At 57.6% G+C, this 23,641-nt stretch carries 21 protein-coding genes, 1 tRNA gene and 1 pseudogene; 12 read left to right on the top strand and 11 right to left on the bottom strand.

Features of this window, described 5'->3' with window-relative positions; genetic code table 11:
- Nucleotides 1-604 precede the first annotated feature (604 nt).
- The 3 genes and pseudogenes from HY298_00215 to HY298_00205 all read right to left on the bottom strand — a co-directional run bounded on the left by HY298_00215 (nt 605) and on the right by HY298_00205 (nt 2,580).
- The gene (locus HY298_00215; protein MBI3848704.1) at nt 605-772 is read right to left on the bottom strand and encodes a hypothetical protein; all 168 of its coding nucleotides are present in this window, start codon (nt 770-772) and stop codon (nt 605-607) included.
- A 185-nt stretch (nt 773-957) separates the two neighbouring features.
- Nucleotides 958-1,236 (bottom strand): hypothetical protein, encoded by a 279-nt coding sequence (locus HY298_00210; GenBank protein MBI3848703.1) that lies wholly within the window; start codon nt 1,234-1,236, stop codon nt 958-960.
- Nucleotides 1,233-2,580: pseudogene (locus HY298_00205) on the bottom strand (IS110 family transposase). Before HY298_00205 ends, HY298_00210 begins: the two are co-directional and overlap by 4 nt.
- A gap of 699 nt (nt 2,581-3,279) precedes the next feature.
- Between HY298_00205 and HY298_00200 the strand changes: the two are divergent.
- The 6 genes from HY298_00200 (at nt 3,280) to trmB (ending at nt 8,434) form a co-directional block, all read left to right on the top strand.
- Nucleotides 3,280-3,708 (top strand): DoxX family protein, encoded by a 429-nt coding sequence (locus tag HY298_00200; protein MBI3848702.1) that lies wholly within the window; start codon nt 3,280-3,282, stop codon nt 3,706-3,708.
- 345 nt (nt 3,709-4,053) lie between these two features.
- Nucleotides 4,054-5,403: a 2-oxo acid dehydrogenase subunit E2 gene (locus HY298_00195; protein ID MBI3848701.1), complete on the top strand. Its 1,350-nt coding sequence runs from the start codon at nt 4,054-4,056 to the stop codon at nt 5,401-5,403.
- A gap of 97 nt (nt 5,404-5,500) precedes the next feature.
- Nucleotides 5,501-5,935: a four helix bundle protein gene (locus HY298_00190; protein MBI3848700.1), complete on the top strand. Its 435-nt coding sequence runs from the start codon at nt 5,501-5,503 to the stop codon at nt 5,933-5,935.
- A gap of 71 nt (nt 5,936-6,006) precedes the next feature.
- Complete coding sequence (gene lpdA, locus HY298_00185) at nt 6,007-7,431, top strand: dihydrolipoyl dehydrogenase (protein ID MBI3848699.1); 1,425 nt, start codon at nt 6,007-6,009, stop codon at nt 7,429-7,431.
- Nucleotides 7,432-7,623: 192 nt separating this feature from the next.
- Nucleotides 7,624-7,700: transfer RNA gene (locus HY298_00180), tRNA-Pro, on the top strand.
- 107 nt (nt 7,701-7,807) lie between these two features.
- Nucleotides 7,808-8,434: a tRNA (guanosine(46)-N7)-methyltransferase TrmB gene (gene trmB / locus HY298_00175; protein MBI3848698.1), complete on the top strand. Its 627-nt coding sequence runs from the start codon at nt 7,808-7,810 to the stop codon at nt 8,432-8,434.
- A gap of 61 nt (nt 8,435-8,495) precedes the next feature.
- Here the strand turns inward: trmB and HY298_00170 are convergent, their stop codons facing one another.
- From HY298_00170 to HY298_00140, 7 genes are all read right to left on the bottom strand, one after another.
- On the bottom strand, nt 8,496-8,924 hold the full coding sequence (locus HY298_00170; protein ID MBI3848697.1) for a phage holin family protein: 429 nt from the start codon (nt 8,922-8,924) through the stop codon (nt 8,496-8,498).
- A 170-nt stretch (nt 8,925-9,094) separates the two neighbouring features.
- Nucleotides 9,095-10,129: a class I mannose-6-phosphate isomerase gene (locus HY298_00165; protein ID MBI3848696.1), complete on the bottom strand. Its 1,035-nt coding sequence runs from the start codon at nt 10,127-10,129 to the stop codon at nt 9,095-9,097.
- A gap of 88 nt (nt 10,130-10,217) precedes the next feature.
- Nucleotides 10,218-11,198 carry an acetyl-CoA carboxylase carboxyltransferase subunit alpha gene (locus tag HY298_00160; protein MBI3848695.1) on the bottom strand — a complete coding sequence of 327 codons (981 nt, stop codon included), beginning with the start codon at nt 11,196-11,198 and terminating at the stop codon, nt 10,218-10,220.
- A 66-nt stretch (nt 11,199-11,264) separates the two neighbouring features.
- The gene (gene hemW, locus HY298_00155) at nt 11,265-12,500 is read right to left on the bottom strand and encodes a radical SAM family heme chaperone HemW (protein MBI3848694.1); all 1,236 of its coding nucleotides are present in this window, start codon (nt 12,498-12,500) and stop codon (nt 11,265-11,267) included.
- Between the two features lie 94 nt (nt 12,501-12,594).
- A complete protein-coding gene (locus HY298_00150; protein ID MBI3848693.1) occupies nt 12,595-12,804 on the bottom strand; it encodes a cold-shock protein in 210 nt (69 codons plus the stop codon).
- A 254-nt stretch (nt 12,805-13,058) separates the two neighbouring features.
- Nucleotides 13,059-13,874 (bottom strand): heme-dependent peroxidase, encoded by an 816-nt coding sequence (locus HY298_00145; protein ID MBI3848692.1) that lies wholly within the window; start codon nt 13,872-13,874, stop codon nt 13,059-13,061.
- Between the two features lie 30 nt (nt 13,875-13,904).
- Nucleotides 13,905-14,279 (bottom strand): hypothetical protein, encoded by a 375-nt coding sequence (locus HY298_00140; protein MBI3848691.1) that lies wholly within the window; start codon nt 14,277-14,279, stop codon nt 13,905-13,907.
- A 382-nt stretch (nt 14,280-14,661) separates the two neighbouring features.
- Between HY298_00140 and nusA the strand changes: the two genes are divergently transcribed.
- From nusA to HY298_00110, 6 genes are all read left to right on the top strand, one after another.
- Nucleotides 14,662-15,939: a transcription termination/antitermination protein NusA gene (gene nusA / locus HY298_00135; GenBank protein MBI3848690.1), complete on the top strand. Its 1,278-nt coding sequence runs from the start codon at nt 14,662-14,664 to the stop codon at nt 15,937-15,939.
- 100 nt (nt 15,940-16,039) lie between these two features.
- Nucleotides 16,040-18,511 (top strand): translation initiation factor IF-2, encoded by a 2,472-nt coding sequence (infB, locus tag HY298_00130; protein ID MBI3848689.1) that lies wholly within the window; start codon nt 16,040-16,042, stop codon nt 18,509-18,511.
- Nucleotides 18,512-18,599: 88 nt separating this feature from the next.
- Nucleotides 18,600-18,956 (top strand): 30S ribosome-binding factor RbfA, encoded by a 357-nt coding sequence (rbfA, locus tag HY298_00125; protein MBI3848688.1) that lies wholly within the window; start codon nt 18,600-18,602, stop codon nt 18,954-18,956.
- Nucleotides 18,953-19,936 (top strand): bifunctional oligoribonuclease/PAP phosphatase NrnA, encoded by a 984-nt coding sequence (locus tag HY298_00120; GenBank protein MBI3848687.1) that lies wholly within the window; start codon nt 18,953-18,955, stop codon nt 19,934-19,936. The genes rbfA and HY298_00120 overlap by 4 nt, the downstream gene beginning before the upstream one ends.
- 6 nt (nt 19,937-19,942) lie before the next feature.
- The gene (gene truB / locus HY298_00115) at nt 19,943-20,656 is read left to right on the top strand and encodes a tRNA pseudouridine(55) synthase TruB (GenBank protein MBI3848686.1); all 714 of its coding nucleotides are present in this window, start codon (nt 19,943-19,945) and stop codon (nt 20,654-20,656) included.
- A 145-nt stretch (nt 20,657-20,801) separates the two neighbouring features.
- Complete coding sequence (locus HY298_00110) at nt 20,802-21,725, top strand: bifunctional riboflavin kinase/FAD synthetase (GenBank protein MBI3848685.1); 924 nt, start codon at nt 20,802-20,804, stop codon at nt 21,723-21,725.
- Between the two features lie 60 nt (nt 21,726-21,785).
- Here the strand turns inward: HY298_00110 and HY298_00105 are convergent, their stop codons facing one another.
- Nucleotides 21,786-23,525: a PAS domain-containing protein gene (locus HY298_00105; GenBank protein ID MBI3848684.1), complete on the bottom strand. Its 1,740-nt coding sequence runs from the start codon at nt 23,523-23,525 to the stop codon at nt 21,786-21,788.
- Between the last annotated feature and the right edge of the window lie 116 nt (nt 23,526-23,641).

Below are 23,641 nucleotides of genomic sequence, written 5' to 3'. Positions count from 1 at the left end.
ATGAGTTACTGGATCGCGTGATCGCGGGAGTGAAGTTCGTCGATGGTGTCGAACTCAACCCCAAGGCAATAGCAGCGTAAACACATTTACCCTTGGGATGCCCTCCACCCCCCGCCATCCACAACTTTTGGAAATTTCTCTGCGCGCACCGCGAGCGACAGTCGTCGAGGAGTATTTGCCGAGTTACCATGAGCATCCAGTTTATGAGCCGAACGCCTAATCACCAAAGGATGGGAAGGACCGGAGCGCGGAGGGGGCGTGGCCTTGCTGTGTGAGGTGATCGCGCGGAGCGTCCTTTCCATCCGGGGTTGAACCCGCCCGTCGAAGGTTCGTGCATCGTTCTGCCTTGCCTTTTGCTTTTGCCTCCCGTCGCCTGCCAGTCCGCGCGGACGGAGCGCGGCCGCGGCCCTGATCCCCTCACCCGCGCCGGCCCGCCGCGGTTTTTTCGGTTCGCCGTCCGGTTTGGCCCCGCGCCCCCGCGTCGCGCCGCCCTCCGGCGCCGGTTTTTGCGCGTCGCGCCGACACCGCCCCAGCCGCGCGCCCGCGCAGTTTTCGCGCGGCGCCCGTTTCACGATTCACGATTCACGATTCACGTTGCCCCTGCTTACGGCGGCTTGCGCGCCACCGTCCCGATCAGCCTCATCGTCTGCCCGCAGCCCGGACATTTCGGCGGCGGCACGGCGGGAGCGTGGCGGCGGGGAGGGGGGATGGGATTGGGTTGGTGTTTTTGCGGCTCGACAGTTTTTGGCTCACGGAGTATGTAGGTCTTCATGGTGTCTGTTCGTTCGGTCATTTCGGTTGTCTTGGGCGCGAGTCCCACAACTTGTGGCTCGGCAACCCGATTCACCTCGGTTCGCAACCCACGCTTACTCCGGAGAGCAGACACCGCTCTCGCTCCCAGCGAAAGCCATACTGACTAGGCCGACTATGCGCCGACCATTTGTTCGCAATCACTATTTACCGTTGTGGCTGCACCGGCTTGCTTGCGGAGTTTTCGCAGCGCTGATGTTGGCTCTTGGCGGCATGAGTTTTTTGGGACAGGCAGATGGCTCGTGGAGACATTTGATTGCTTTGTGTCTGATTGTTTTGAGTGTTCCGGCTGGCATTTTTTGCGCGTGCATGGCCCATCGTTTTTCCATCGTCGAGGGTTTGGCCGGAGACGTTGGTTATGAGGATTTGGATGAGAAGCATGATGATAAACCGTCGGCCTCCTGATAAGCTGATGGGGTAAGTCATTGGGCGGGGACGAGTTTGAGGCCGAGGGCGGCGGCGGAGTTGTGGAGGCGGGCGAGTTTCTTGCGCTGCATCTTTTCCTCCTCCTTCCGGAACACTTCCGGGTTGAAGGCTTCCCGGTATTTGAAGAGATGCCAGAGGATGCGGGCCAGTTTGTGCGCCATGGCGGTGATCGCCTTGGGCGTTCCCAAGCGCGCCTTCCAGCGGCGGTAGCGGTCGCCAAAGTAATTCTGCGCGGAGTTCAGGCACTGCGCGGCCAGGCGCAAGGCGGTCGCCGCCCAGCTTTTCACATCCCGCGTGGAGGAACTCATGATCTTGCCGCCGGTGATCCGGTTGTCCGGACAGAGCCCGAGCCACGAGCCGAAGTGTTTGGCGGTGGGAAAGCGTTGCGCAAAGTCCGGGCCCAGTTCCGCCACCAGCACCAGCGCCGTGCCGCTCTGCATGCCCGGCACCTGGGTCATGTCCACGCCGCAGGTGCGGTAGAGTTCCTGCCGGGCCGCGAAACGAGGCTCGTTCTTCTGCGGCGATTTATGCGTGCGGGTGCGCGCGGGCAGCGGTTGCGCGGCCACATCCACCTTGGCGGCAAAGCCCTGGCGCCGGCGGGCGATTTCCTCGTCGCAGGCGGTGATCTGCCCCTGATAATGTTTCCAGGTGCCCAGCGTCTGGCGGAGCGTGAAGAGATGTTCCGCCCGCCAGTCGCCCCGCAGGCTCTTGGCGATCGTGTGGTGCTGGCGCGAATGCGTCCGTCCTTGAGTTTGGCCAGCGTGAGGGGTCGCGTTCACCGGCGAGGATGGCCTCCAGAATAGCCAGACCGGTGACGCCCGTCACATCGGCGATGACGTGTTGGAGTTGCAGGTTCATTTGCGTGAGCGCCTTGTGGAGGCGGTGGACACAGGTGGCGGCGGCGCGCACCAGCCCGTCGCGATGGCGCAGCAGGGAGCGCAGGGCGCAGACGGTTTCGGGCGGGCGGAAGCTGCCGCGCAGCAGGCCGACGGAGTGGAGGTATTGGAGCCACTGGCAATCCTGCACGTCGGTCTTGCGGCCGGGCAGGTTCTTGCAATGGCGGGCGTTGACCAGACAGACCTCGATCCCGGCGGCTTCCAGGATTTGGAAGAGCGGAATCCAATAGACGGACGTGGATTCCATGGCGACGGCGGTGACGCCACAGGCCTTGAGCCAGTCGCGCAACGCCTGCAGGTCGTCGGTGAAGGTGGCGAAGGCGCGCACCGGTTTGGGGTCGCGGTTGAGCGGCACCGCGACGTAGATTTCGCGGGCGCCGATGTCAATGCCCGCCGCGTGGGGCTGGAGGACGGGCAGGCTGGGAGCGGTTTTGGAAACGGACGGGATTTTCTTTTTGCCTTTGTAGCGTGGACTCATACTGTTCCTTTCGTTGATCCGGTGTTGGTGAGGGGCGGACGGCCCGCAGCGTCAAAGCAGCAAGTGGAGCAATCTCCTGAGCGGGATGAACGCGCGGCGGTCAGGCCGTGGGTTCTCACCAGTGACTTGCACGGCGGCTGCGGAACCAAGCTAACCAACGGGTTTTGATGACACCAATGGCAGGCCGGTTTACGTGCCGCCGCCCGTCGCCACTAATGGAACCGCATGCACGCGCTCAGCGCAAGTCAGCTTATCGAGTTATTGCCACGCCCCGCAGGCGGGTGGGGTGCTAACCACCAAAGGATGGGAAGGACCGGAGCGCGGAGGGCAGTCTGAACTTTTGTTTGAGGTAGTCGCGCGGAGCGTCCTCGCCATCCGTTAAACACAGAGACACAATTCTGATGAAGGCATATCTCATAACCACCGGCACGGTTTTTGGATTGATCACCTTGGCGCATGTCTGGCGTATATTCGCGGAAGGGTCGCACCTGGCGACGGACCCCGTGTTTCTTCTCCTCACCGTCGCGACCGCCGCCCTATGTTTTTGGGCGTGGAGCTTGCTCAGGCGCTTGTCTCGCTAGCCCTGAATAACTTCAGACAATCTAGATTGGTTGTTGGGCGTATCATCGCGCTTGGTTCCAAACGGACCTTTCTGTTATCAGAGCGCCTATGACTAATCTAAACTCTCTTTCCGCGCAATGGTCGCCACGTGTGCTTGGCATAATGCGAATCGCGCTGGCGTTGCTCTTCACGCAGCATGGAAGCCAAAAGTTATTTGGCATACCTTTAAGCCAGCATCCTGCGCCGTTCGTTCTGTTATCGGTGATGGGCGTGGCCGGGGTGCTCGAGTTCTTCGGAGGTCTGTTTATTCTGCTTGGCCTATCCACCCGGTTCGTCGCATTCATTCTGTCGGGCGAGATGGCCGTGGCTTACTTCATGGCACATGCGTCACGCGGGTTCTTGCCCTTGGTAAACGGCGGTGAATTGGCAGTGTTGTACAGCTTTGTGTTTCTCTACCTGGCGGTCGCGGGTGGCGGTTCATGGAGTGTGGACCATTTGTTGAGCCGAGCAAAAGGCGGACGGAATACGGCTTCGTAAGAATGGTTTCAGAAAATGGGTCGTTAGGCCCTCTATGCCGAACGAAACTTCGCCTTCGGCTCTTTCCTGATGACACTGGTCTTGCCTTCCTTTAGCGTTTGCCCCGCGTTTGAAAACAGAAATTAACCGCGAAATACGCCAAATAAGCAAAAAGTTTTTCAGGAATTCCGTTCGCGTAGTTCGTGTGGTTCGCGGTTTGAATCTGAATGGTTCGCTGTTAATCTCCTCCTTTGAATTGGCGAACGGCTGCCACCTGCTTTTTGAATCTTGTATGGATTTCTGCTTTCTGCTTTCCCAATTTCTTCTTTTCCGCGAGTGTTCGCGGATGGCGACAGCTTGATTTTTATGGACGTGAAGTTACCCAAACTTGGTGAAGGTGCGGATTCCGGCACCGTGGTCAGCCTTTTGGTCAAGGAAGGCGACCGGATTGAACTGAATCAAACTCTTCTGGAGTTGGAGAATGAAAAGGCCGTTGCGCCTATTCCTTCCACCGTCGCGGGTGTTATCACCAAAATCCATGTCAAGGAAGGCGACAAACTCAGCGTCGGCCAGCGCATCCTTACGGTTGCCGCCTCGCCCCGTGGAATAAACGGCGCACCTACTGCAGAGGATGAACCCACGGTTATTCAGCGGGGCGGGGGACAGGCCGAAGCGAGACCGGCAGTGTCTGCCGAAGAAGAGCCTCCATCAAAACCAGAAACGCCTGAAGCTGCAGAGGACAGACGACAGACGACAAAGGACAGAAGTCAGACCTCTGGCCTCCGACTTCCGACCTCCGATCTGCCGGCGGCAGCATCGCCTTCAGTTCGGCAGGCGGCGCGTGAACTCGGCATCGACTTGACCCGGGTGCGCGGCAGTGAGCGCGGCGGGCGCATCGGGATGGCTGATCTCCGGGCTTACGTCCAGCGCCTGCAAAAACTGACGGCGCAACCCAAGCCCTCCGCTGCACCTGCGCAAAAGGCGACTGCAGAAGTGGTCGATTTTTCCAAGTGGGGCGAAATTTCCAAGAAGCCCATGTCATCGCTGCGCAAGGTCATCAGCCGGCGAATGGCGGAGAATTGGAACACGATTCCGCATGTCACGCAGTTCGATGACGCCGACATCACCGCGTTACTCGAACTCCGGAAGAAGTACGCCCCGGCTTACGAACAAAAAGGAGCGCGGCTGACGTTGACGCCGTTTGCGTTGAAGGCCGTTGTGGCAACGTTGAAAAAGCATCCGAGCTTCAATGCGAGCCTCGATGAAGCCGCCGGGGAAGTCCTTTTGAAGGAGTATTACCACATCGGCGTCGCGGTTGATACGGAGGCGGGTTTAATTGTTCCTGTGATTCGCGATGTCGATAAGAAAAGCCTGCTCGATCTCTCGAAGGAACTGGAGGCGCTGGCGCAGAAGGCCCGCGACCGTAAAGTTTCGCTCGATGAACTGAAGGGCGGCACGTTCACCATCTCGAATCAGGGCGGTATTGGCGGTTCGCACTTCACGCCCATCATCAACAAACCGGAGGTCGCCATTCTCGGCCTGGGTCGCGGGGTTCTGAAGCCAGTCGTCAAAGACAAACAAATCGTGCCGCGCATGATGTTGCCCATCGGACTTTCGTATGACCATCGCGTGATCGACGGCGGCACAGCGGCGCGCTTCACAGTGGACCTGGTGCAAGCGCTGGAGAATTTCGCAGAAGCGGATGTAAAGATATGAACGGAGTGGTGGAGTTATGGAGTGATGGAGTGTTGAACCGAAGACGCGGCAGTTTCTCGATATCTCCATCGCTGGAATAACGTCACTCCATTTAACTATGACTGAATACAAGGACAAAAACCGTGGTTACCAGCAATTGCGCGTGTGGCAGGATGCGATTGAGTATTACGCCATGACGTGTCCGGTTTTCCGGGCATTCCCGTATGAGTTGAAGCGAGTCGCCTCCCAAGCCATTGCCTCCGCGGATTCGGTGCATCGCAACATCGCCGAGGGCTACTGCCGGCGTTCGCTGCGTGAGTATCTCCAATTTCTGAATTTCGCCTTGGGTTCGCTCGGCGAAACAGTCTCCGGTTTGTATGCGTATCGAAAGGCCCAGCAACTAGGCGAATTGGATTTCGACCGCTTGAACTCGCTGGCCTACAAACTCGAAAACGGCTTGCTGAAACTCGTGGAAAGTCTGGAGCGAAAGGAAATGGACGGCGATTGGATCGATCATCTGGTCATCAAAGAAAGCAACGTCACCTACGGCTAAAAACCAATACTCCACAACTCCAACGCTCAATTCCCCCCAATACTCCAACACTCCATCACTCCAATTCCTCTATGGACCCAATCAAAACTGAAATCGTGGTCGTCGGTGCCGGCCCGGGCGGTTATGCCGCCGCGTTTTACGCCGCCGACCTCGGCAAGAAAGTCATTCTCGTCGAACGTGACAAACGTCTCGGCGGTGTGTGCTTGAATCGCGGTTGCATTCCGTCGAAGGCATTGTTGCACGCGACACACACGATCACCGCAGCGCAGGAATCGAGTCATCGCGGCATTACATTTGAAGCGCCGAAGATCGACTTGGCCAAGCTTCGCGAATGGAAGGAATCAATTCTGCAAAAGCTTGCCGGCGGCATTGCGCAACTGGCCAAGATGCGCGGCGTGGAAGTGGTCTATGGCCGGGGTTATTTTGAAGACTCCAAAACTCTGCGCGTAGAAACAGAGGAGGGACAAAAATTCATTACTTACGACCAGGCCATCATCGCCGCCGGTTCGAAGTCCGCCATGCCCAAGGCATTTGATCTGGGCAATCCGCGCATCATGACGTCGCGCGAAGCGCTGGACATTGAGGAAATCCCTGAAAATCTTTTGGTGGTCGGCGGCGGTTACATCGGCATGGAGTTGGGGACGGTTTATGCCACGCTGGGCAGCAGGGTCGTGATGGTGGAAGCATTGGATTCGATTCTGATGGGTGCTGATCCTGATCTTGCCCGCCCGGTCATGGCTTACGCGAAGAAGGCGTTCAAAGAAATTCGCGTCAAGGCCAAGGTCTTGAAGATGGCCACGAGTGGCAAGCAGATCAAAGTCGAGTTGGAGGTCGAAGGGCAGAAGAGGGAGGAACTCTACGATCGCGTTCTGGTTGCCGTGGGGCGCGTGCCGAATTGCGATGACCTCGGCTTGGAAAACACCAAGGTGACGTGCGACGACAAGGGCTTCATCAAGGTGAATGAGAAACAACAAACGAGCGACCCGGCGATTTACGCGATTGGCGATATCGCGGGCGGTGTGTTGCTGGCGCATAAAGCCTCCAAAGAGGCGCGCATCGCCGTCGAAGTCATCAGCGGTGGCGCGAGCGCGTTTGAAGGTGTCGTGATCCCCGCCGTGGTGTTTACCGATCCGGAAGTTGCCTGGTGTGGCTTGACCGAAGTCGAAGCGAAACAGAAGGGCATTGCGGTGGAGGTTGTTAAATTCCCGTGGGCGGCGTCCGGTCGGGCGTTGACGTTTGATCGGACCGACGGACTGACGAAGTTGATCATCGATCCCGAAACCGAACGCATTCTCGGCGTCGGCATCGTGGGCCATGGGGCAGGGGAGCTGATTGCGGAGGGCGTGCTGGCCATCGAGATGGGCGCGACGGCGAAGGACCTTGCATTGACGGTGCATCCGCATCCCACGTTGTCCGAGACGTTGATGGAGTGCGCGGAAGTTTTTTACGGACATCCGACGCATACATTCGTGCGGAAGAAACAAACGAGTGCTTGATGGGCCTTCACCACGCCGGAGCGCGGACAGTCTTGTCCTCGAAATGCCGCCTACCAGTTGAGAACGCGCGGACAAGGCTGTCCGCGCTCCGCCGTGCCATAGGAACGCGTCTGAGCGAAATCTTCTTGTTGAATTTGAGATGGGTCGCAGTAGTATTCCGGCTCGCTCGGTTGTATGACGGGCGAAATGGTTCGGGGCGTAGCGTAGCTTGGTAGCGCGTCTGAATGGGGTTCAGAAGGTCGTGAGTTCAAATCTCACCGCCCCGACCATTCATTTGGTCACAGGTTGCAGGTTGCCGGTTGCGAGTTTGCGCAACCGTTGGTTTCCCGGCGGATGAATACTCATGAGGCTGCGCGTCGCACGTTGAAACAACGGCATGAATGAAGGCTCGATTACCAAACTCGTTGCGGCGACCAGTCTGATCTACCAAATCCCCTCCATCGTGGAGCGGCTCGATCTGGCGCAACTCTTTCCGCAAAGCCAGCCGTTGGAAGTGGAGCTGGGCAGTGGCGACGGATCATTCCTGGTGAACTACGCCAACGCACACCCCGACCATAATTACCTCGGTGTGGAGCGATTGCTCGGTCGCCTGCGAAAACTCGACCGCAAGGGTCTGCGCGCCGGCTTGCATAACTTGCGAGGGCTGCGCATCGAGTCGGCCTATTTCCTGGAATATTTGTTGCCACCACAATCTGCCGTGGCGCTGCACGTTTACTTTCCCGACCCATGGCCGAAACGGAAACACCGCAAGAACCGGCTGATTGACGCACGGTTTCCGGAACTGGCGAGACGGGCGCTTGCGCCCGGCGGGGTGCTTTATTTGCGCACGGATGATGAAGAATATTTCTCTCAGATGGTCACCGTCTTTGCGGCCAACTCGTCCTTTCGGTTGGTCGAAACTCCGGAGTCGTTGAGCGCAGTGCTCACCGACTTCGAGCGGAATTTTCATGCGCGCGGCGTCGCCACGCGGCGGGCGGCCTATCGATTGGAGTTCAAGCTTTAGCTTTTTGGGCGTCAGTGTCGGTCGATGCAACAAAAGCAAGCTGAAGCTTGAACTCCAACGGTTACACATCGATCACCGGGCCGTCATCATCGCGGTCGGGCGGGCGTTTGCTACGGTGCACCTGAATTCGCGATTTGCCCGTGCCCGTCAGCGTATTGAGCACTACGGACACGATGCTGATGAGGAGCGCGCCCAGCAAGGCGTAGCCGAAGCTATCGACGTGAAACGCCGGGATAAGTCCGCCCACAAGATAAAGCAGCACCGCATTGATCACCAACGTAAACAACCCGAGTGTGAGAATGACCAACGGCAGCGAGAGCAATAACAGTAACGGCCGCAGAATCGCGTTCAGAATGCCCAGCACCAGCGTGGCCGCCAGCAAGCCATCCCAACTGTCGTAGTGAATCCCTTTGACAATTTGGGTGGCGACCAGCACGGCCAGCGTGTTGATGAGCCAGCTTTGCAAAAATGATTTAAGTCCGGGCGGCATTTGTTCGGCGACTTGAAACCCGCAGAGAACCCCTTGAAGAAGCCGGTCCTGAAGGCCACATCAGCAGATCTTCGCGGTTAAATATCCATCGCGTGAAGAAGATGAGTCAACTGGCTGACAATATCAAGGGGCAAACTTTTTCGAAGAGTTTCCTGAGTGGCGACTCAGGGTCAACTGACTTGAACCTGCAGAAAAGTGCAATCCGATCCGCCCTGCAATTCCGCTACTTTCAATCCGGCGGGCAGCAAACAAACTTGGCCGGGCAGCAATTCAACGGAATGCGCGTCACTTCCGACGATCAATCGGCCTTTCAACAAGCCGATTATCCTCAGCCCGGGTTTTCGCAAGAGCATGGCGTTACCGGATCGAATTTCCAACGCATCAATTCGAAACAGCGGGTCGTCAACCAGACGACGCGTTTGTCCATCGCCCATTGGTGTCCATTGACTTTGGATCAGCGACGGTTCGAAGTCGTTGAAATTGATGCTGGCCAGCGATTGGGCGATGTGGAGTTGGCGTGGTTTGCCGTCCAAACCCAGGCGGTTCCAGTCGAACACGCGATACGTCGTGTCCGAGTTCTGTTGGATCTCGAAGATGACGTTGCCCGCGCCGATGGCGTGAACACGCCCACTCGGTAAGAACATGGCGTCGTCCGTTCGCACGCGCAGTCGATGAAAACACTCCGCGACCGTGCCATCTCGAATCCTGCGTTCGAACTGTGCGCGCGTGACGCCGCGGTTCAGGCCGACGAACAGTTCGGCGTCGGGCGTGGCGTCGGCGATGTACCACATCTCCGTCTTCGGCTCGCCCCGTGGAATAGAAGGCAGGACCGCCGCCGCACTGGATGGGCTCATTATTCCACGGGGCGGGCCGCCGAGTTGCGCGGTGACGGATGCTGGAGGATGCACTTGCAAAGAAAGTTTCTCCTGGGCGTCGAGAATCTTGACCAGCAGCGGAAAGCGTCCGGCCTGCGACTTGGCTGAACCGAGTAATTCTTGCGCGTGATTCTCCATCAACCAGCGCAGGTCCTTGCCGCGCAGCGGGCCGTTGGCAATCACACTCACGTCGTTGGGGCGGTCGGAGATCTCCCACGATTCGCCGATGGGAACGTCCGGCGGCAACGGTTTTCGGTAAAGCCGCTCCAGGTTTCGCCCACCCCAGACACGTTCCTTGAAAATCGGATGGAAGGTCAGCGGGTAGAGCATGGAAACTTTTCGAATGATTTTCCTGGAAGATCGACTCAACGATTCAATCTGTCATTCAGAACAACACCATCCGAAACTGGAAGATTGCTCAGGCCGCGGCGGAGGTTTGTTTCTCCACAAAATGGCCATGCGCGCGAAACTTGGCGTAGCGTTCCTTCAGACGCTCCTCGCCCGTGAGCTTTTGTAATTGGTTGAGATGTTTGAGTAGATGCTTCTTTAAGCTCTCTGCGGCCATGGCTGGATCATTGTGCGCGCCGCCGAGCGGTTCGGGTATGACCTCATCCACAAAACCCAATTCCAGAAGGTCTTTGGCGGTGATTTTCAAAGCCTGGGCGGCCTTCGCCGACGCGGTGCGGTCTTTCCAAAGAATCGCCGCGCAGCCTTCCGGGCTGATGACCGAGTAGTACGCGTTTTCCATGATGAGAACGCGGTCGGCCACGCCGATGCCCAGAGCGCCTCCGGAACCGCCTTCGCCAATCACCGCGGCGATGATAGACACCTCGAACAACATCATCTCGCGCAGGTTGACGGCAATCGCCTCGGCAATGTGACGTTCCTCTGCGCCGATGCCGGGGTACGCGCCCGCGGTGTCGATGAGGGTGATGATCGGCAAACCGAACTTGTCGGCCATGCGCATCAGACGAAGCGCCTTGCGATAGCCCTCCGGGTGGGCGGAGCCGAAATTGCGCATGATGTTTTCCTTGGTATCACGGCCTTTCTGGGTGCCGATCACCATGACCTTGTGGTCGCCCAGCTTCGCGAACCCGCCCACCACGGCGCGGTCTTCGGCGAACAACCGGTCACCATGCAGTTCGTTGAAATCGTTAAACGTGGATTTGAGGTAGTCCAAGGTGAAGGGACGTTTCGGGTGGCGGGCCAGTTGCACGCGTTGCCAGGCGGTGAGGTTGGAAAAGACTTGTTTGCGCGTGGCGGCGATTTTCTTCTCGATCTGCTGGATTTCCTGCTGGAAATTGACGCTTAAGGAGTGGGTTTCCTGGTGCTTTTTAAGTTCCTCCAGCTTGTTCTCCAACTCAACAATCGGCTTCTCGAAATCGAGCTGATGCTTCATGACGTGAAGTTTAATGGTTTGCCCGCCGAGAGGCAACGCTGAATTGAGGCGCGGCGGCCCAGGTTTTCAGCGCAGAAACAGCTCGGCGGCAGAATCAGCGAACCGCAGTCCGGCTCGCGTCAGCCTGAAGCCATGATGGTCAATCCGGCCCCAGCCCTGCCCCACCAACTGATTCATCTCGTCTGACCATTCCCGACGCAGATCGTTGCCGGCAATCTGTTGGAATTGCGCAAACGGCCAGCCCGCGTTCATCCGCAGACCGAACGCCGCAATTTCGCCCGCGCGTGAAAGGGGCGAAAGTTCTTCGCGCGATTCAATCGCCCGCGCCCCGCGTTCCAACTGCTGGCAATAGCGTTGCGTGTTCGACCAGTTCTTCGTCCGGACGCCGCGCACATAACTGGTCGCACTGGGACCCAACCCATAAAACGAACCGCCACGCCAATAGTTGATGTTGTGCCGGCAGGCGCGGGTGGGAATGGAGTGATGGAGTGATGGAGTGATGGAGGGGACGATTGCCGGGTCCTCATTGCTCCAACGCGCCAACACTCCGTTTTCACCGCGCGTGTCGCGGGCGAAGTTGGCGATTTCATATTGCACAAAACCAGCCTGCGCTCCGCGTTCGATCAACTCGTCATACATCCCGCAGGCCAAATCCTCGTCCACATCAAACTGCCCCGCCTGAAGCTGCGCGTAGAGCGGTGTGTCTTCCTCATAAATCACTTCGTAACAGGAAAGATGTTCGCTGCCCAAAGCCATCACTTCGGTCAACGTATCGCGCCAGATCGACATCGTCTGGCCGGGAACCGCAAACATCAGATCGATGTTGAGGTTATCGAAGCCGGCGGCGCGCAAAGTGTCGAAGGATTTGAACACCATGTCACGCGTGTGGATACGCCCCAGGCGTTCGAGCAAAGTTTCGTCAAGGGATTGCACGCCCATCGAGATGCGATTGACGCCGTAGTCGCGCAGCAACCGGGCTTTGTCGAGCGAAACCGTCGCAGGGTTGCATTCCACCGTCCACTCCGCCGCTCCAAGGAGGTCGAGGCGTTCCATTGTTTTCAGGATTTTTTCCCATTGCCGCAAGTTCAAGAGCGAAGGTGTGCCGCCGCCGAAGAACACGGTGCGCGGCTTGAGCTCGGCGGCCACCAGCTCCAGTTCGCGGATGAGTGCTCTCACATAGCGATCGATGATTTCGCCATTGGAGGCCTCGGAATAGAAGGCGCAGTACTCGCATTTACGCGCGCAAAACGGCACATGCACGTACAGGCTGGTGATGGGTTGGGTGGCTGGATCAGACCTCATGACATTGCGTGCACAGGCTCGAGCGCTGAAGAAAAAAGCCCCCGGCCCACTGGCAGGAGGCTGGTGTTGATGGGTGACAATCTAAATCGAATGCCTAGGCAGGTTGGACGTGCTGGACGTTCTGGGCCTTGGGGCCTTTCTCGCTTTGAACAATGTCGAATGTTACCGCTTCCCCTTCATTCAAAGTTTTGAAGCCGGTGCCCTGAATCGAGGAGTGATGCACGAATACATCCTGCCCGGAGTCCTGGGCGATGAAACCAAACCCCTTTTTGTTATCGAACCATTTGACTTTGCCGCTGGCCATATTTTTCTCCTGAGGTGCTTGAGTGCGCCGGCTCAAAAAACGAAAGGACACAAGCTCTTCGTTTCAGCTTGTGTCCCGCAATCGCTTCGTAAGGCAAGCATACGACTCAAATTTGATTGCGGGCAGAATAAAAGTTTGCGCCGCGGCGGTCAAGTACTTGTTGCAGTAATCTTATTCCCAAGGTTATTCCCCAGCTTATTCCCAATTTCGAGGAAAAAGAGTGCCGACAAAAGCCTCTCAACGCGGCATTGATTCTAGAGATGCAGGTGCTCCCACAACTGCGCGGGAGACAGACGCAAGTTGACGTAAAACGGGCCGAAGTCGCCATAGCGGGCGGTCACTTCATCAAAACGCATTTCATAGACGATCTCCTTCAAGGCATCAACCTGGTGGGCCATCAACGTCACGCCCCATTCCCAATCATCGAGACCGGTTGAGCCGGTGATGAGTTGGGAAACCCGGCCGGCGTATTTGCGTCCCACGCGCGCGTGACCGCCCATCAGCCGCTTGCGCGTGGCAAAATCGAGCAGGTACCAATTATCCGCGGCAGCGCGGCGTTTGCTCATTGGATAAAACCCCATGACCTCCCAATCCGGCATTTCGGGATATAGCCGGTAATGTTCGTACTCCACGCGCCGTTTGTTCAACTCGGCCAGACGTTTGCTGAAGGCTTCGCTTTCGGGCGCAAGTTTTTCCTGCTCGGTGAGCATCTGGCGATTGTCCTCCTCGGTGGTCGCGTATTCGGAAAGCTCGGTAACGCTCAAATAGGTGAACCCTCGTTCAATCGCGCCCGGCGGGAAACAGGCTTCCAAATCACGATGCATCTGGGCGAGCTGCCCCAATTCCGCCGCCAACAACATGAAGCCCAGGTCTGCTTTTCCGCCAACGGTCGCATAACTGGTCAGGCGCGGATTTGAAACCGCAGCATTGGCGGCGCAGAGCTGCTCCAATCGGCCACGAACCCTGGCGGATTCGCCCGTCGGCAATTGCGACCAGCGCACGCGATCAATCCGGTAAAACAGGTGCATCGCATGAATGCCCTGATTCAGTTTAACGACCGGGAGTGCCATAAGTATGAGCGAATCGGGAGTGTGGTTCTATCACTCCACGTGGAGCGCCTGTTCCAGAAACTGATCCAGGTGAGTCAGAATCGCGGCGTCATTCACCACCAACGTCGCACCGGCCTGACGCGCCGCCTCACGCGCCTCTTTTTCTTCATCGCTGGAGAAGGCGATCACCGGAAGATGTTTGGTGTCTGGATTTTGTTTTAACCTGGCAATGGCAACCGAGACATTGGTCAGGCTCGAAGCCAGATCGGCCAGCACCACTAATGGTTTTTTTTGCCGGGCGTAATCCACGAGCGCACCGGCATCCGCAATTGTATAAACGCGATAGTTCAAGTCTTGCAGTTTGTTAACGAGTTGGCTGCCCGGAAGTAGTTTTTCGTACAACACGAGCGCGAGCGGTTTCGTCATAAGCCGAGGTTGGAACAGACGCTCAAAAAAAGCAAAAAATTTCCGCGCAGAAGCTGCTTGGAGGGTGGAGGATGCGATCCCCGCCCGGCCGGTTGATCCGCTTCCGGTGAGTGGCAATGGCGACCACCAGGACAATCCTGCAGCGCAAACACGATTCTTCCAACTCGTTCCGGACCTTGCCTGCCTGACCGTTAACTCTTCTGCGCAGAGGCGTTTCCATCGCCTTTTTATTCTCAGGCAGTTGCCGAATTGAAACTTGACTCCCTCAAGAGGAATATTTAATCTCACAGCATAAAGATAGTTTGCTGGTCTGCCAGCGCGCGAAGTCGGAGATTATTCTACCGACTTTTTTGTTCCACGCATGGCACGCCGGAATGAGCTTATGAACGCTGATTTTTTAACAGTACTCGAATATTGGGAGCGGGAAAAGGGCATCAGCCGCGAGATCCTTGTCGCCGCGGTGGAAGACGCCCTGCTCTCCGCCGCCAAAAAGGCGGTCGGCCCGGCGCGTGAACTGCGCTGCGTCATTGATCCCAAATCCGGAGACATCAAAGCGTTCGCCAAGTTGATTGTCTCGGACAAGATTCTTTCCAAGCACGATCAGATTTCCGTGTTCGACGCGCGCCGGATCAAAGCGGACGCGCAACTGGGTGATGAAATTGAAGTGGAAGTCACCCCGGCCGGTTTCGGACGGATTGCGGCTCAGTACGCCAAACAATCCCTCATGCAACATGTGCGCCGCGCCGAAAAGCAGCTCATCCTCTCTGAATTCAAGGACCGCGTGGGAGATATCATCAGTGGAATCGTCCGGCGATTTGATCGCTCAGATGTCACCGTTGATCTGGGCAAGTACGAAGCGCTTTTGCCCAACCGCGAACGTGTGCCGACCGAGGAATACCAGATCGGCGAGCGGATTCGTTGCTACGTCAAGGCGGTCGAAGACGGCCCGCACGGACCGGAGATCATTCTCTCCCGTGCTGACCCGCAATTTGTCATCAAGCTGTTTCAACTGGAAGTATCCGAAATCAACGACGGCACGATTGAGATCAAAGGCATAGCCCGCGAACCGGGTTTCCGCACCAAACTGGCGGTTCATTCGCGCGACGGCAAGGTTGACCCCGTTGGCGCGTGCGTTGGACTGCGCGGTCAACGGGTCAAAAACATCGTCCGCGAATTGAACAACGAAAAAGTGGACATCATCAAATGGGAACCCAACGTCAAAGCGTACATCACCAACGCGCTGGCACCGGCCCAATTGAAATCCTTCGAAGTGGACGAAGCAAATCGCCGAGTTAGAATCATCGTCAGCGAAGATCAACTCTCGCTGGCGATTGGCAAGCGCGGTCAAAATGCCCGGCTGTCCTCCAAATTGACTGGTTGGCAGGTGGATATTGTGCCGGAAGTCGTCGTCACGATGGGTTTTGCCGAAAAGGTTGCCAACGCCGTGGAATTATTGGCGGCCATCCCCGGAATTTCCAAAGAACAAGCCGATACGCTGGTGCATCATGGTTTGACGAGTCTGGAAGATTTATTGCAAGCTGAGGTCGGCGACTTGGCGGAGATCCCTGGCATTGGCGAACAGGCGACCGCCATCAGGGATGCCGCCAGCGCGGAAGTTGCGCGGCGCACCTTAAAAGTCGGCGAACCGTCGGTTACTTAGTCCGGTATCAGCCTATGAGTTCAGTAAACACATCGTCTGTGGCTTAAGCCGATGAAGGCCTTGTGGAAAATCTGGCTCGCAGAATTTGAGTTAAATTATTATGCCCGTTCGCATATACGACATTTCGAAAAAACTTGGTCTCGAGAACAAGGAAGTCCTTGCCAAGGCCAAGGAACTGGGCATTGCCGCGCGCGTCCCCTCCAGCTCGCTGGATAAAATCACCGCCGAATTCCTGGAATTACAACTCACCGGCGGCCGGCCGGTGGTCACGGCCCCTCCTGCGCCGCCTTCGCCACCTCCCCAATCGATCATCGTGGTCACGGAACCGAAGCCGGCGACGACAGATGAAAAGACCAGGGCCGCAACCGGCCCTATCGCTGCCATCGACTTGGCGCCATCCATAGCGGACGAAACCGGGGCGGAGATTCATCCAACGCCGGTGGGCATCGACCAGCCAAAGCCCTCCTTGGAAATCGCCAAACCCCCGCCGCCCCCGCCCGGCCCGCGGGTGGGCGACAAGGTTGGTTTCGTTCAACTGCCCGCAAAACCTCCGCCGCGGGCCGAACAAAAATCAACCCCCGCCAGACGTCCCGCACGCGCCTACCTTGGTACCAAAACGGAGTTCACCCGTCGCGGGGACATTCGCAGTGTCCGTGGCGGCGGCGCGCCACCCGCGGCCCAACCCTTGCCCGGCCAGAAACAAAGTGGTGTCCAAAAGACCAGTGGTGCAACCGCCGAGGCGCTCAAGCCGACATTGCCAAAATTTGTTCCGCCCACAACCGGTGAACTCATCACGCTCAAACCGCCCATCGTCGTGCGCGAGCTGGCCGAACAACTCAAACGCAAACCCTTTCAATTGATCGCGGATTTGATGGAGTTGAACGTCTTCGCCAACGTCAACCAGGCCATCGACGAAGGGATCGCGCAAAAAGTTTGCGCCAAGTACGGATTTCGTTTCGAACTGGAAAAGCGGGAGCGCGGCAGCGGACTGGTTCACGCGCCGGAAAAAAAGGTTGAGCTGGATGTGGATGACAAGCCCGAGGCGTTGAAGCCGCGCGCGCCGGTCGTTACGATCATGGGTCACGTGGACCATGGCAAAACCACGTTGCTCGATGTCATCCGCAAATCCGATGTGGCGGCTGGCGAAGCCGGCGGCATCACCCAACACATCGGCGCCTACACCATTTCCTTCCCGCACCCGGAGCGAAAAGGTGAACTCCAGCAAATCACATTCCTCGACACCCCCGGCCACGCCGCGTTCAGTTCCATGCGCGCGCGCGGAGCGAACGTGACCGACATCGTCGTGCTCGTCGTCGCCGCCAATGACGGTGTGATGCCGCAAACCCTCGAGGCGCTCAGCCACGCGCAGGCCGCCAAAGTTCCGATTCTCGTGGCCGTCAACAAGTGCGATCATCCCAACGCCAACCCGATGAAAGTCCGCCAACAGTTGCAGGAAAAGGGGCTGGTGCCGGATGATTGGGGCGGCGAAACCATCTTCGTCGATGTCTCCGCGCTGACCAAACAAGGCGTGGACAAACTTTTGGAAATGATTTTGCTCCAGGCCGACTTGCTCGAGCTTAAAGCCAACCCCGATCGCCGCGCCAAAGGCAACGTCATCGAGTCCGGCCTCGAACCCGGCGGCCCCACGGCCACGGTGCTGGTGCGCAAAGGCACCTTGCGCGTGGGCGACGCCGTCATCTGCGGTCAGTACTGGGGCAAAGTCCGCGCGCTCATCAACGAAGAAGGCAAGCGCCTCAGGGAAGCCGGGCCATCCGTGGCGGTCAAATTGCTTGGGCTAAACGGTGTGCCGGTAGCCGGTCTGGAATTCAGCGCGGTTGAAGATGACAAGAATGCGCGCGACCTGGCCGAAAATCGCGCCATGGAAGCGCGCGCTTTGGGACAAGAGGCACGGGCCAAGGTGACGTTGGAAAACCTGTTCGACACGATGGCCTCAAGTTCCGCCAAAGTGCTTAAGCTCGTGGTCAAAGCCGATACGCAAGGTTCGGTGGAAGCCATCGTCGAGGCGCTCAAGAAAATTGATTCTGAAAAAGTTTCCCTCGAAGTCATCCATAGCGCCGTCGGCACCATCACCGAGTCGGACGTCCTGCTGGCTTCGGCGTCGCACGCCGTCATTCTCGGTTTTCATACCCGCATCGACAACGGCGTCTCCGACATCGCCAAGCGTGAAGGCGTCCAGATCAAGCTCTACTCCATTATCTATGAACTGATTGATCAGGTGATCGAAGCCATGGCTGGACTGCTCGACCCGATTCTGAAAGAGGTCGTCATCGGCGAAGCCGAGGTGCGCAAGATTTTCGAACTGTCCAAGGGCAGTCCCGTTGCGGGTTGCATCGTCAACAGCGGCCGGATCGTCCGCGGCAAAGTACGCGTGCTGCGCCGCAAGGGACTGATTTACGAGGGCGCCATTCAAACCCTTCGCCGTTTCCAGGACGAGGTCAATGAAGTGCGCAGCGGGATGGAATGTGGCATCCGGCTGGAGGGGTTCAGCGAATTTCAACCGGGCGACACCATTGAATGTTACACGGTCGAAAAAGTGACGCAGAAACTGTGAACTATTAAAAACAGTTTACGATTAAGAGGAGGGAGCATCACGAACCGCGCCATCTTTCTTAATCATATTCTCATTCTTAGAGCTTAATATGCCCTCACTCCGACTCCAGCGGGTGCAAGAGTTGTTGAAACGCCAGATCGGCGAGGTCATCCGCCGCGAGTTCCCCGTCAGCGCCGCCGGACTGATCTCGGTCAACGACGTGGGCGTCTCCGGCGACCTGCATTCCGCCACCGTCTTCGTCAGCATCCTGGGCAACGCCGAGCAACAAAAACGCGGCTTCGGTCTGCTCGTGAAACACCGCAAGCGCATCCAGGGTCTCGTCGCCAAATCCATCATCCTGAAATACACGCCGCAACTGCGCTTCGTGCTTGATGAATCCATCGCCCGCGGCAACCGCGTGCTCGCCATCATTGAGGAACTCGAACCGACCCTGTCGCAAGAATGAATTCCCAACCCAAAATCATCAACCGCATCCTCGAGAGCATTCGCGACTGCCGCACCTTCTGCGTCGTGGGTCACGTGCGCCCGGACGGCGATTGCATCGGATCGCAACTCGGACTCACGCTCGCTCTTCTGAACCAGGGAAAGAAAGTCCGCTGCTGGAACGAGGACGGCAATCCCCGCAAACTCGCCTTCCTCGACCCGGATCATCTCATTCAAAAACCGCGCCCTGGCATGAAATTTGACTGCGTCATCGCCACCGACTCCGCCAGCTTCGAGCGTCTCGGGAAAGTCGGCGCGTGCATCGCCAAACGAAAACTCTTTATCAACATCGACCATCATGCCAGCAACACCCGCTACGCCGATTTGAACTGGGTTCTGGCCAGGAACCCGTCCACGGGAGAAATAATTTTTCGTCTCTTAAAGGCTGCGCGCTGGCCGATCACGCCGCCGATCGCCGATTGCTTGTTTACCGCCGTGTCCACCGACACCGGCTCGTTTCAATATCCCACCACCCGCCCCGGTACTTATCATGTCGCCGGCGAACTGGTGCAACGCGGTGCGAACCTCGCCAAAATCTGTGACGAAGTCTATCAATCCTACCCACTCTCCCGCGTGCGGTTGCTGCGCCACGTCTATAACCATTTCCACCTGACGCACGATGATCAAATCGCCTACCTCTGGTTGAAAAAGGCCGACTACGCGCGCACCGGTGCCGACACCAGCGAGTCCGAAGGCTTGATCGATCACATCCGCGACATCGAACCCGTCGTCATCGCCTGCGTATTCGAAGAAATCGAGCCGGAGCTGACACGCATCAGTTTGCGATCTAAAAGCAACCGGGTGAACGTGAACGACATCGCCTCCCAGTTCGGTGGCGGCGGCCATAACGCCGCCGCCGGTGCGCGCATCCGGGGCAAGCCGCTTTCCGTGCAGCGCAAGGTCATTGCCGCCGTCAAGAAAGCGCTTAATTCCGCCCATTGATTTTTCATGCGCGAATTTGATTCTCTCGACGGCGCCATTCTCATCGACAAGCCGGCCGGGCCGACTTCTCACGATGTCGTGGACGCCATCCGCCGCCAGTTCCAAATCAAAAAGGTCGGCCACTGCGGCACGCTCGATCCCAATGCCACCGGGCTGCTCATCATCGTGCTGGGTCGTGGCACCAAGCTTTCGGAAAAGCTGATGTCCTCCGACAAGGTTTATGAGGGCACCATCAAGTTTGGCGAAACCACGGACAGCTACGATGCCGACGGCGAACTGGTGGCTTCCCTGCCCGTCCCACCCACCGCGGTGGAACAGTTGAACGAACTGGCAGCCACGTTCGTGGGCGATCAAATGCAAATGCCGCCCATGGTCTCCGCGATCAAAAAAAATGGTGTGCCGCTTTACAAGCTGGCGCGCAAAGGCATCGAAGTGGAACGCCAGCCGCGCCTCATTCACATCTACAATTTCCGTTTCAGCGCCTACACCGAGCCGATCGGTCATTTCAGCGTCGCCTGCACCAAGGGCACATATGTCCGGACTTTGGCCCATGAATTGGGCCAGAAACTTGGCTGCGGCGCGCACTTGGCCACCTTGCGACGAACTGTTTCCGGGAAATTCAATGTTGCCGACGCCATCCCGCTCGACGCCGCCCTGAAGCTGTCTTTAAGCGAACTCGAGAAGCGTGTCATTCCGTTTTTGAAACTGGCCGCGAGTTGAAAGCTTCAAGCACCAACCTCCAACATCCAGTGAAGCTCCAAAGCCCCAGTTCAAATCATTTACGTCGTGGCCCGCTGGAAGTTTCGCGCCTGAAGAAGGGAATTTCACTGGTGCTTGGCGCTTGGATGTTGGAGTTTTCTCCGCCATGAATGTCATCCACTCCGCCCGCGAACTGAAACCCGGCGCGCGCAAAGTCTGCGTGGCCATCGGGATGTTCGACGGCGTTCATTTGGGCCACCAGCAGGTCATCCGGCAAACCATTGCCGATGCCCGCCAGCATGACGCAGTCGCGTTGGTGATCACGTTCGATTGTCACCCGAACGCGATTGTGTCGCCGCAGCGCGTACCCCCGTTGATTTACTCCCTGCCACAGAAACTGCGCGGCATTGAGGCGCTCGGCAGCGATTCACTCTTGTTGATTCATTTCGATAAATCATTCAGCGAACAAACCGGCGAGGTCTTCATCCGTGGCCTGACGCGCGACCTCGGTCACCTCCAAAGCCTGTGCGTTGGCAGTTCCTTCGCCTTCGGTCACAAACGGACGGGCAATGTTGCCTTGCTGAAGGCGTTGGGTGCGGAGCTGAACTTTACGGTGCATGGTCTGGCGGCCGTCTCACTGGACGGCAGGGCGGTCAGCAGCACGCGCATTCGTGAGGCCATCCGCGCCGGGGAATTGTATGCCGCCAGCCAGATGTTGGGGCGCGCTTATTCGCTGGCCGGGCGCGTGGTTCGCGGAGATCGATTCGGCTGTCAACTCGGTTTTCCAACGGCGAACCTCGAGGTCAACGGTCTGGTTCTGCCGCCCCGTGGCGTATATGCCGTGCTCGCCACCACCGGTGGAAAGTCCCGCCGAGCCGTTCTGAACATTGGTTTTCGCCCCACGTTGAAAAAGCCCGCGCCGCAGCTCCGCGTGGAAACGCACCTGCTCGATTTTGACGGCGATCTTTATGGCGCGGAACTGGAGGTCACCTTTGTCGAAAGACTGCGCGAGGAAAAAAAGTTCTCCTCCACGGTCGAGCTCAGGAAGCAGATTGCGCGGGACATTGCCGCCGCGCGAGTGCGGTTTTAGGGATGCGAATGCACGGAAGAATAGTTTCCCCTATGGCTGCGCCCGGCCCATCCAAATTTCTTATGCAACCTCGACGTTGCCGCTGATTACCTCGGCCAGCACGCGTCCCATGTCTTCCAGGCGATAGGGCTTGGGAATGATGCCGCTGAAACCGTATCTCCGGTAGTCCGCCATCACCGGATCATAGGAATAACCGCTGGAGACGATTGCCTTGGCCTGGGGATCAAATTCCTTCAGCAGCCGGATCGCTTCGCGCCCACCCATGCCGTTGGGAATGGTCAGGTCCATGATCACAGCCGTAAATGGTTTGCCCTCGCCTTTCGCTGCTTTGTAGAGGGCGAGAGCCTCTACGCCGTCCCGGGCCGTCTTCACTTGGTAACCGCTCAACTCCAGCATCGAGCCGACCACGTTCAGGATTTCTTCTTCGTCATCCATGATGAGAACGCGACCCTGACCCGTAAACAACGGCTTCTTTCGGTCGGGCGGCGGGGCCGGTAACTCCGCCTTGAAAGTGGCGGGCAGATGGATGTGAAACGTGGTGCCGGCTCCCACTGTCGATTCCACTTTGATCTGGCCATCATGCTTGCGGATGACGGAATAAGCGGTCGCCAGTCCCAAACCGCTGGCCTGCTTTTTGGTGCTGAAGTAAGGATCAAAAATTCGCGGCAGATTTTCCGGGCTGATGCCCTCGCCGTGATCTTTGATGGAAATCTTGATGTATCTGCCGGGCCTCAAGGCGGACGTGAACCCGCCGATCAATTCAACGTTCTCCGCCCGCACTTCAATCTTTCCGCCTTCAGGCATCGCTTGCACGGCGTTGATGACCAGGTGACTGATGGTCTGCCGGATTTGGGTTTCATCCACCTCCACCGGCCAGAGATCGGCGGGCAGCGAGAACTCACTGTCCACATTGGTGCCGTGCAGACCGAACTGCGCCGCTTCCCGGATCAAATTGGAAATCTGGAGCGGTTTGCGGATGGGCGAGCCGCCACGCGCAAACGTCAATAATTGCTGCGTTAAATCCTTCGCCCGCATCGCCGACTTCTCCACGGCCTCCAGCCGGCCCAGCAAGATTTCGGGAGATTGCGTGGACATCCGGGCCAGCGAGATATTTCCAATGATGCCCGTCAGGATGTTGTTGTAGTCATGCGCAATACCGCCCGCCAGCAAACCCACCGATTCCAGCTTGCTTTCTTTCAACAATTCCACTTCGGATTTTTGCTTCTCGGTAATGTCACGGAAAACCACCACCACGCCGTAGATATTTCCCTCCTCGTCTCGAATCGGCGTGGCGCTGTCGGAAATGACCCGCTCGGTTTTGTCCCGCGCAATCAAAATCGTCGAGCTTTGCAGCCCCGCAGCGCCGCCGACCCGCATGACATTTTCCACCGGGTTGGCGCGGCGCTCCCTGGATTTTTCATGAATGATGTGGAACAAATCGCTGAGCGGCTTGCCCACCGCTTCGCGTTGCGGCCAGCCGGTCATTTGTTCCGCGGCATTGTTGATGGACACCACCTTCCCTCCCGTGTCGGTCGTGATGACGCCTTCGCCGATGGAATTCAAGGTGACCGTCAAGCGCTCCTTCTCCGAGGCCAATTCGGTTTCGATCTGTTCGGCGCGCACCCGGCCTTTCACCTGCGACCAAAGGATGGCAAAAATCAAAACACTGGCCTCCAACCCGCCAAACAACACGATCAACGGCAGATAAACTGGCAGGTCCACTTTATTGGTTCGCACCAAATAATAAGCGCCGACCACGAGTCCCACCGAGATTAACAAAAACGAGTAGGCCGTTCGCATACGGCGAACGTGCCCGGCCAGACTTGACGCTTCTGTTCTCATCTTCTATTTGGAATAGTTAACTGCCAATCCCATGCTAACTTCCAGATTTCTCTGAACACATTTTCTAGTTTTCC

It is taken from the genome of Verrucomicrobiota bacterium (genome assembly GCA_016200005.1).
In the GTDB taxonomy this organism is placed as follows: Bacteria; Verrucomicrobiota; Verrucomicrobiia; order Limisphaerales; family PALSA-1396; genus PALSA-1396.
The sequence above is the reverse complement of the archived record's forward strand: the minus strand, read 5'-3'. Positions and strand labels throughout refer to the sequence as shown.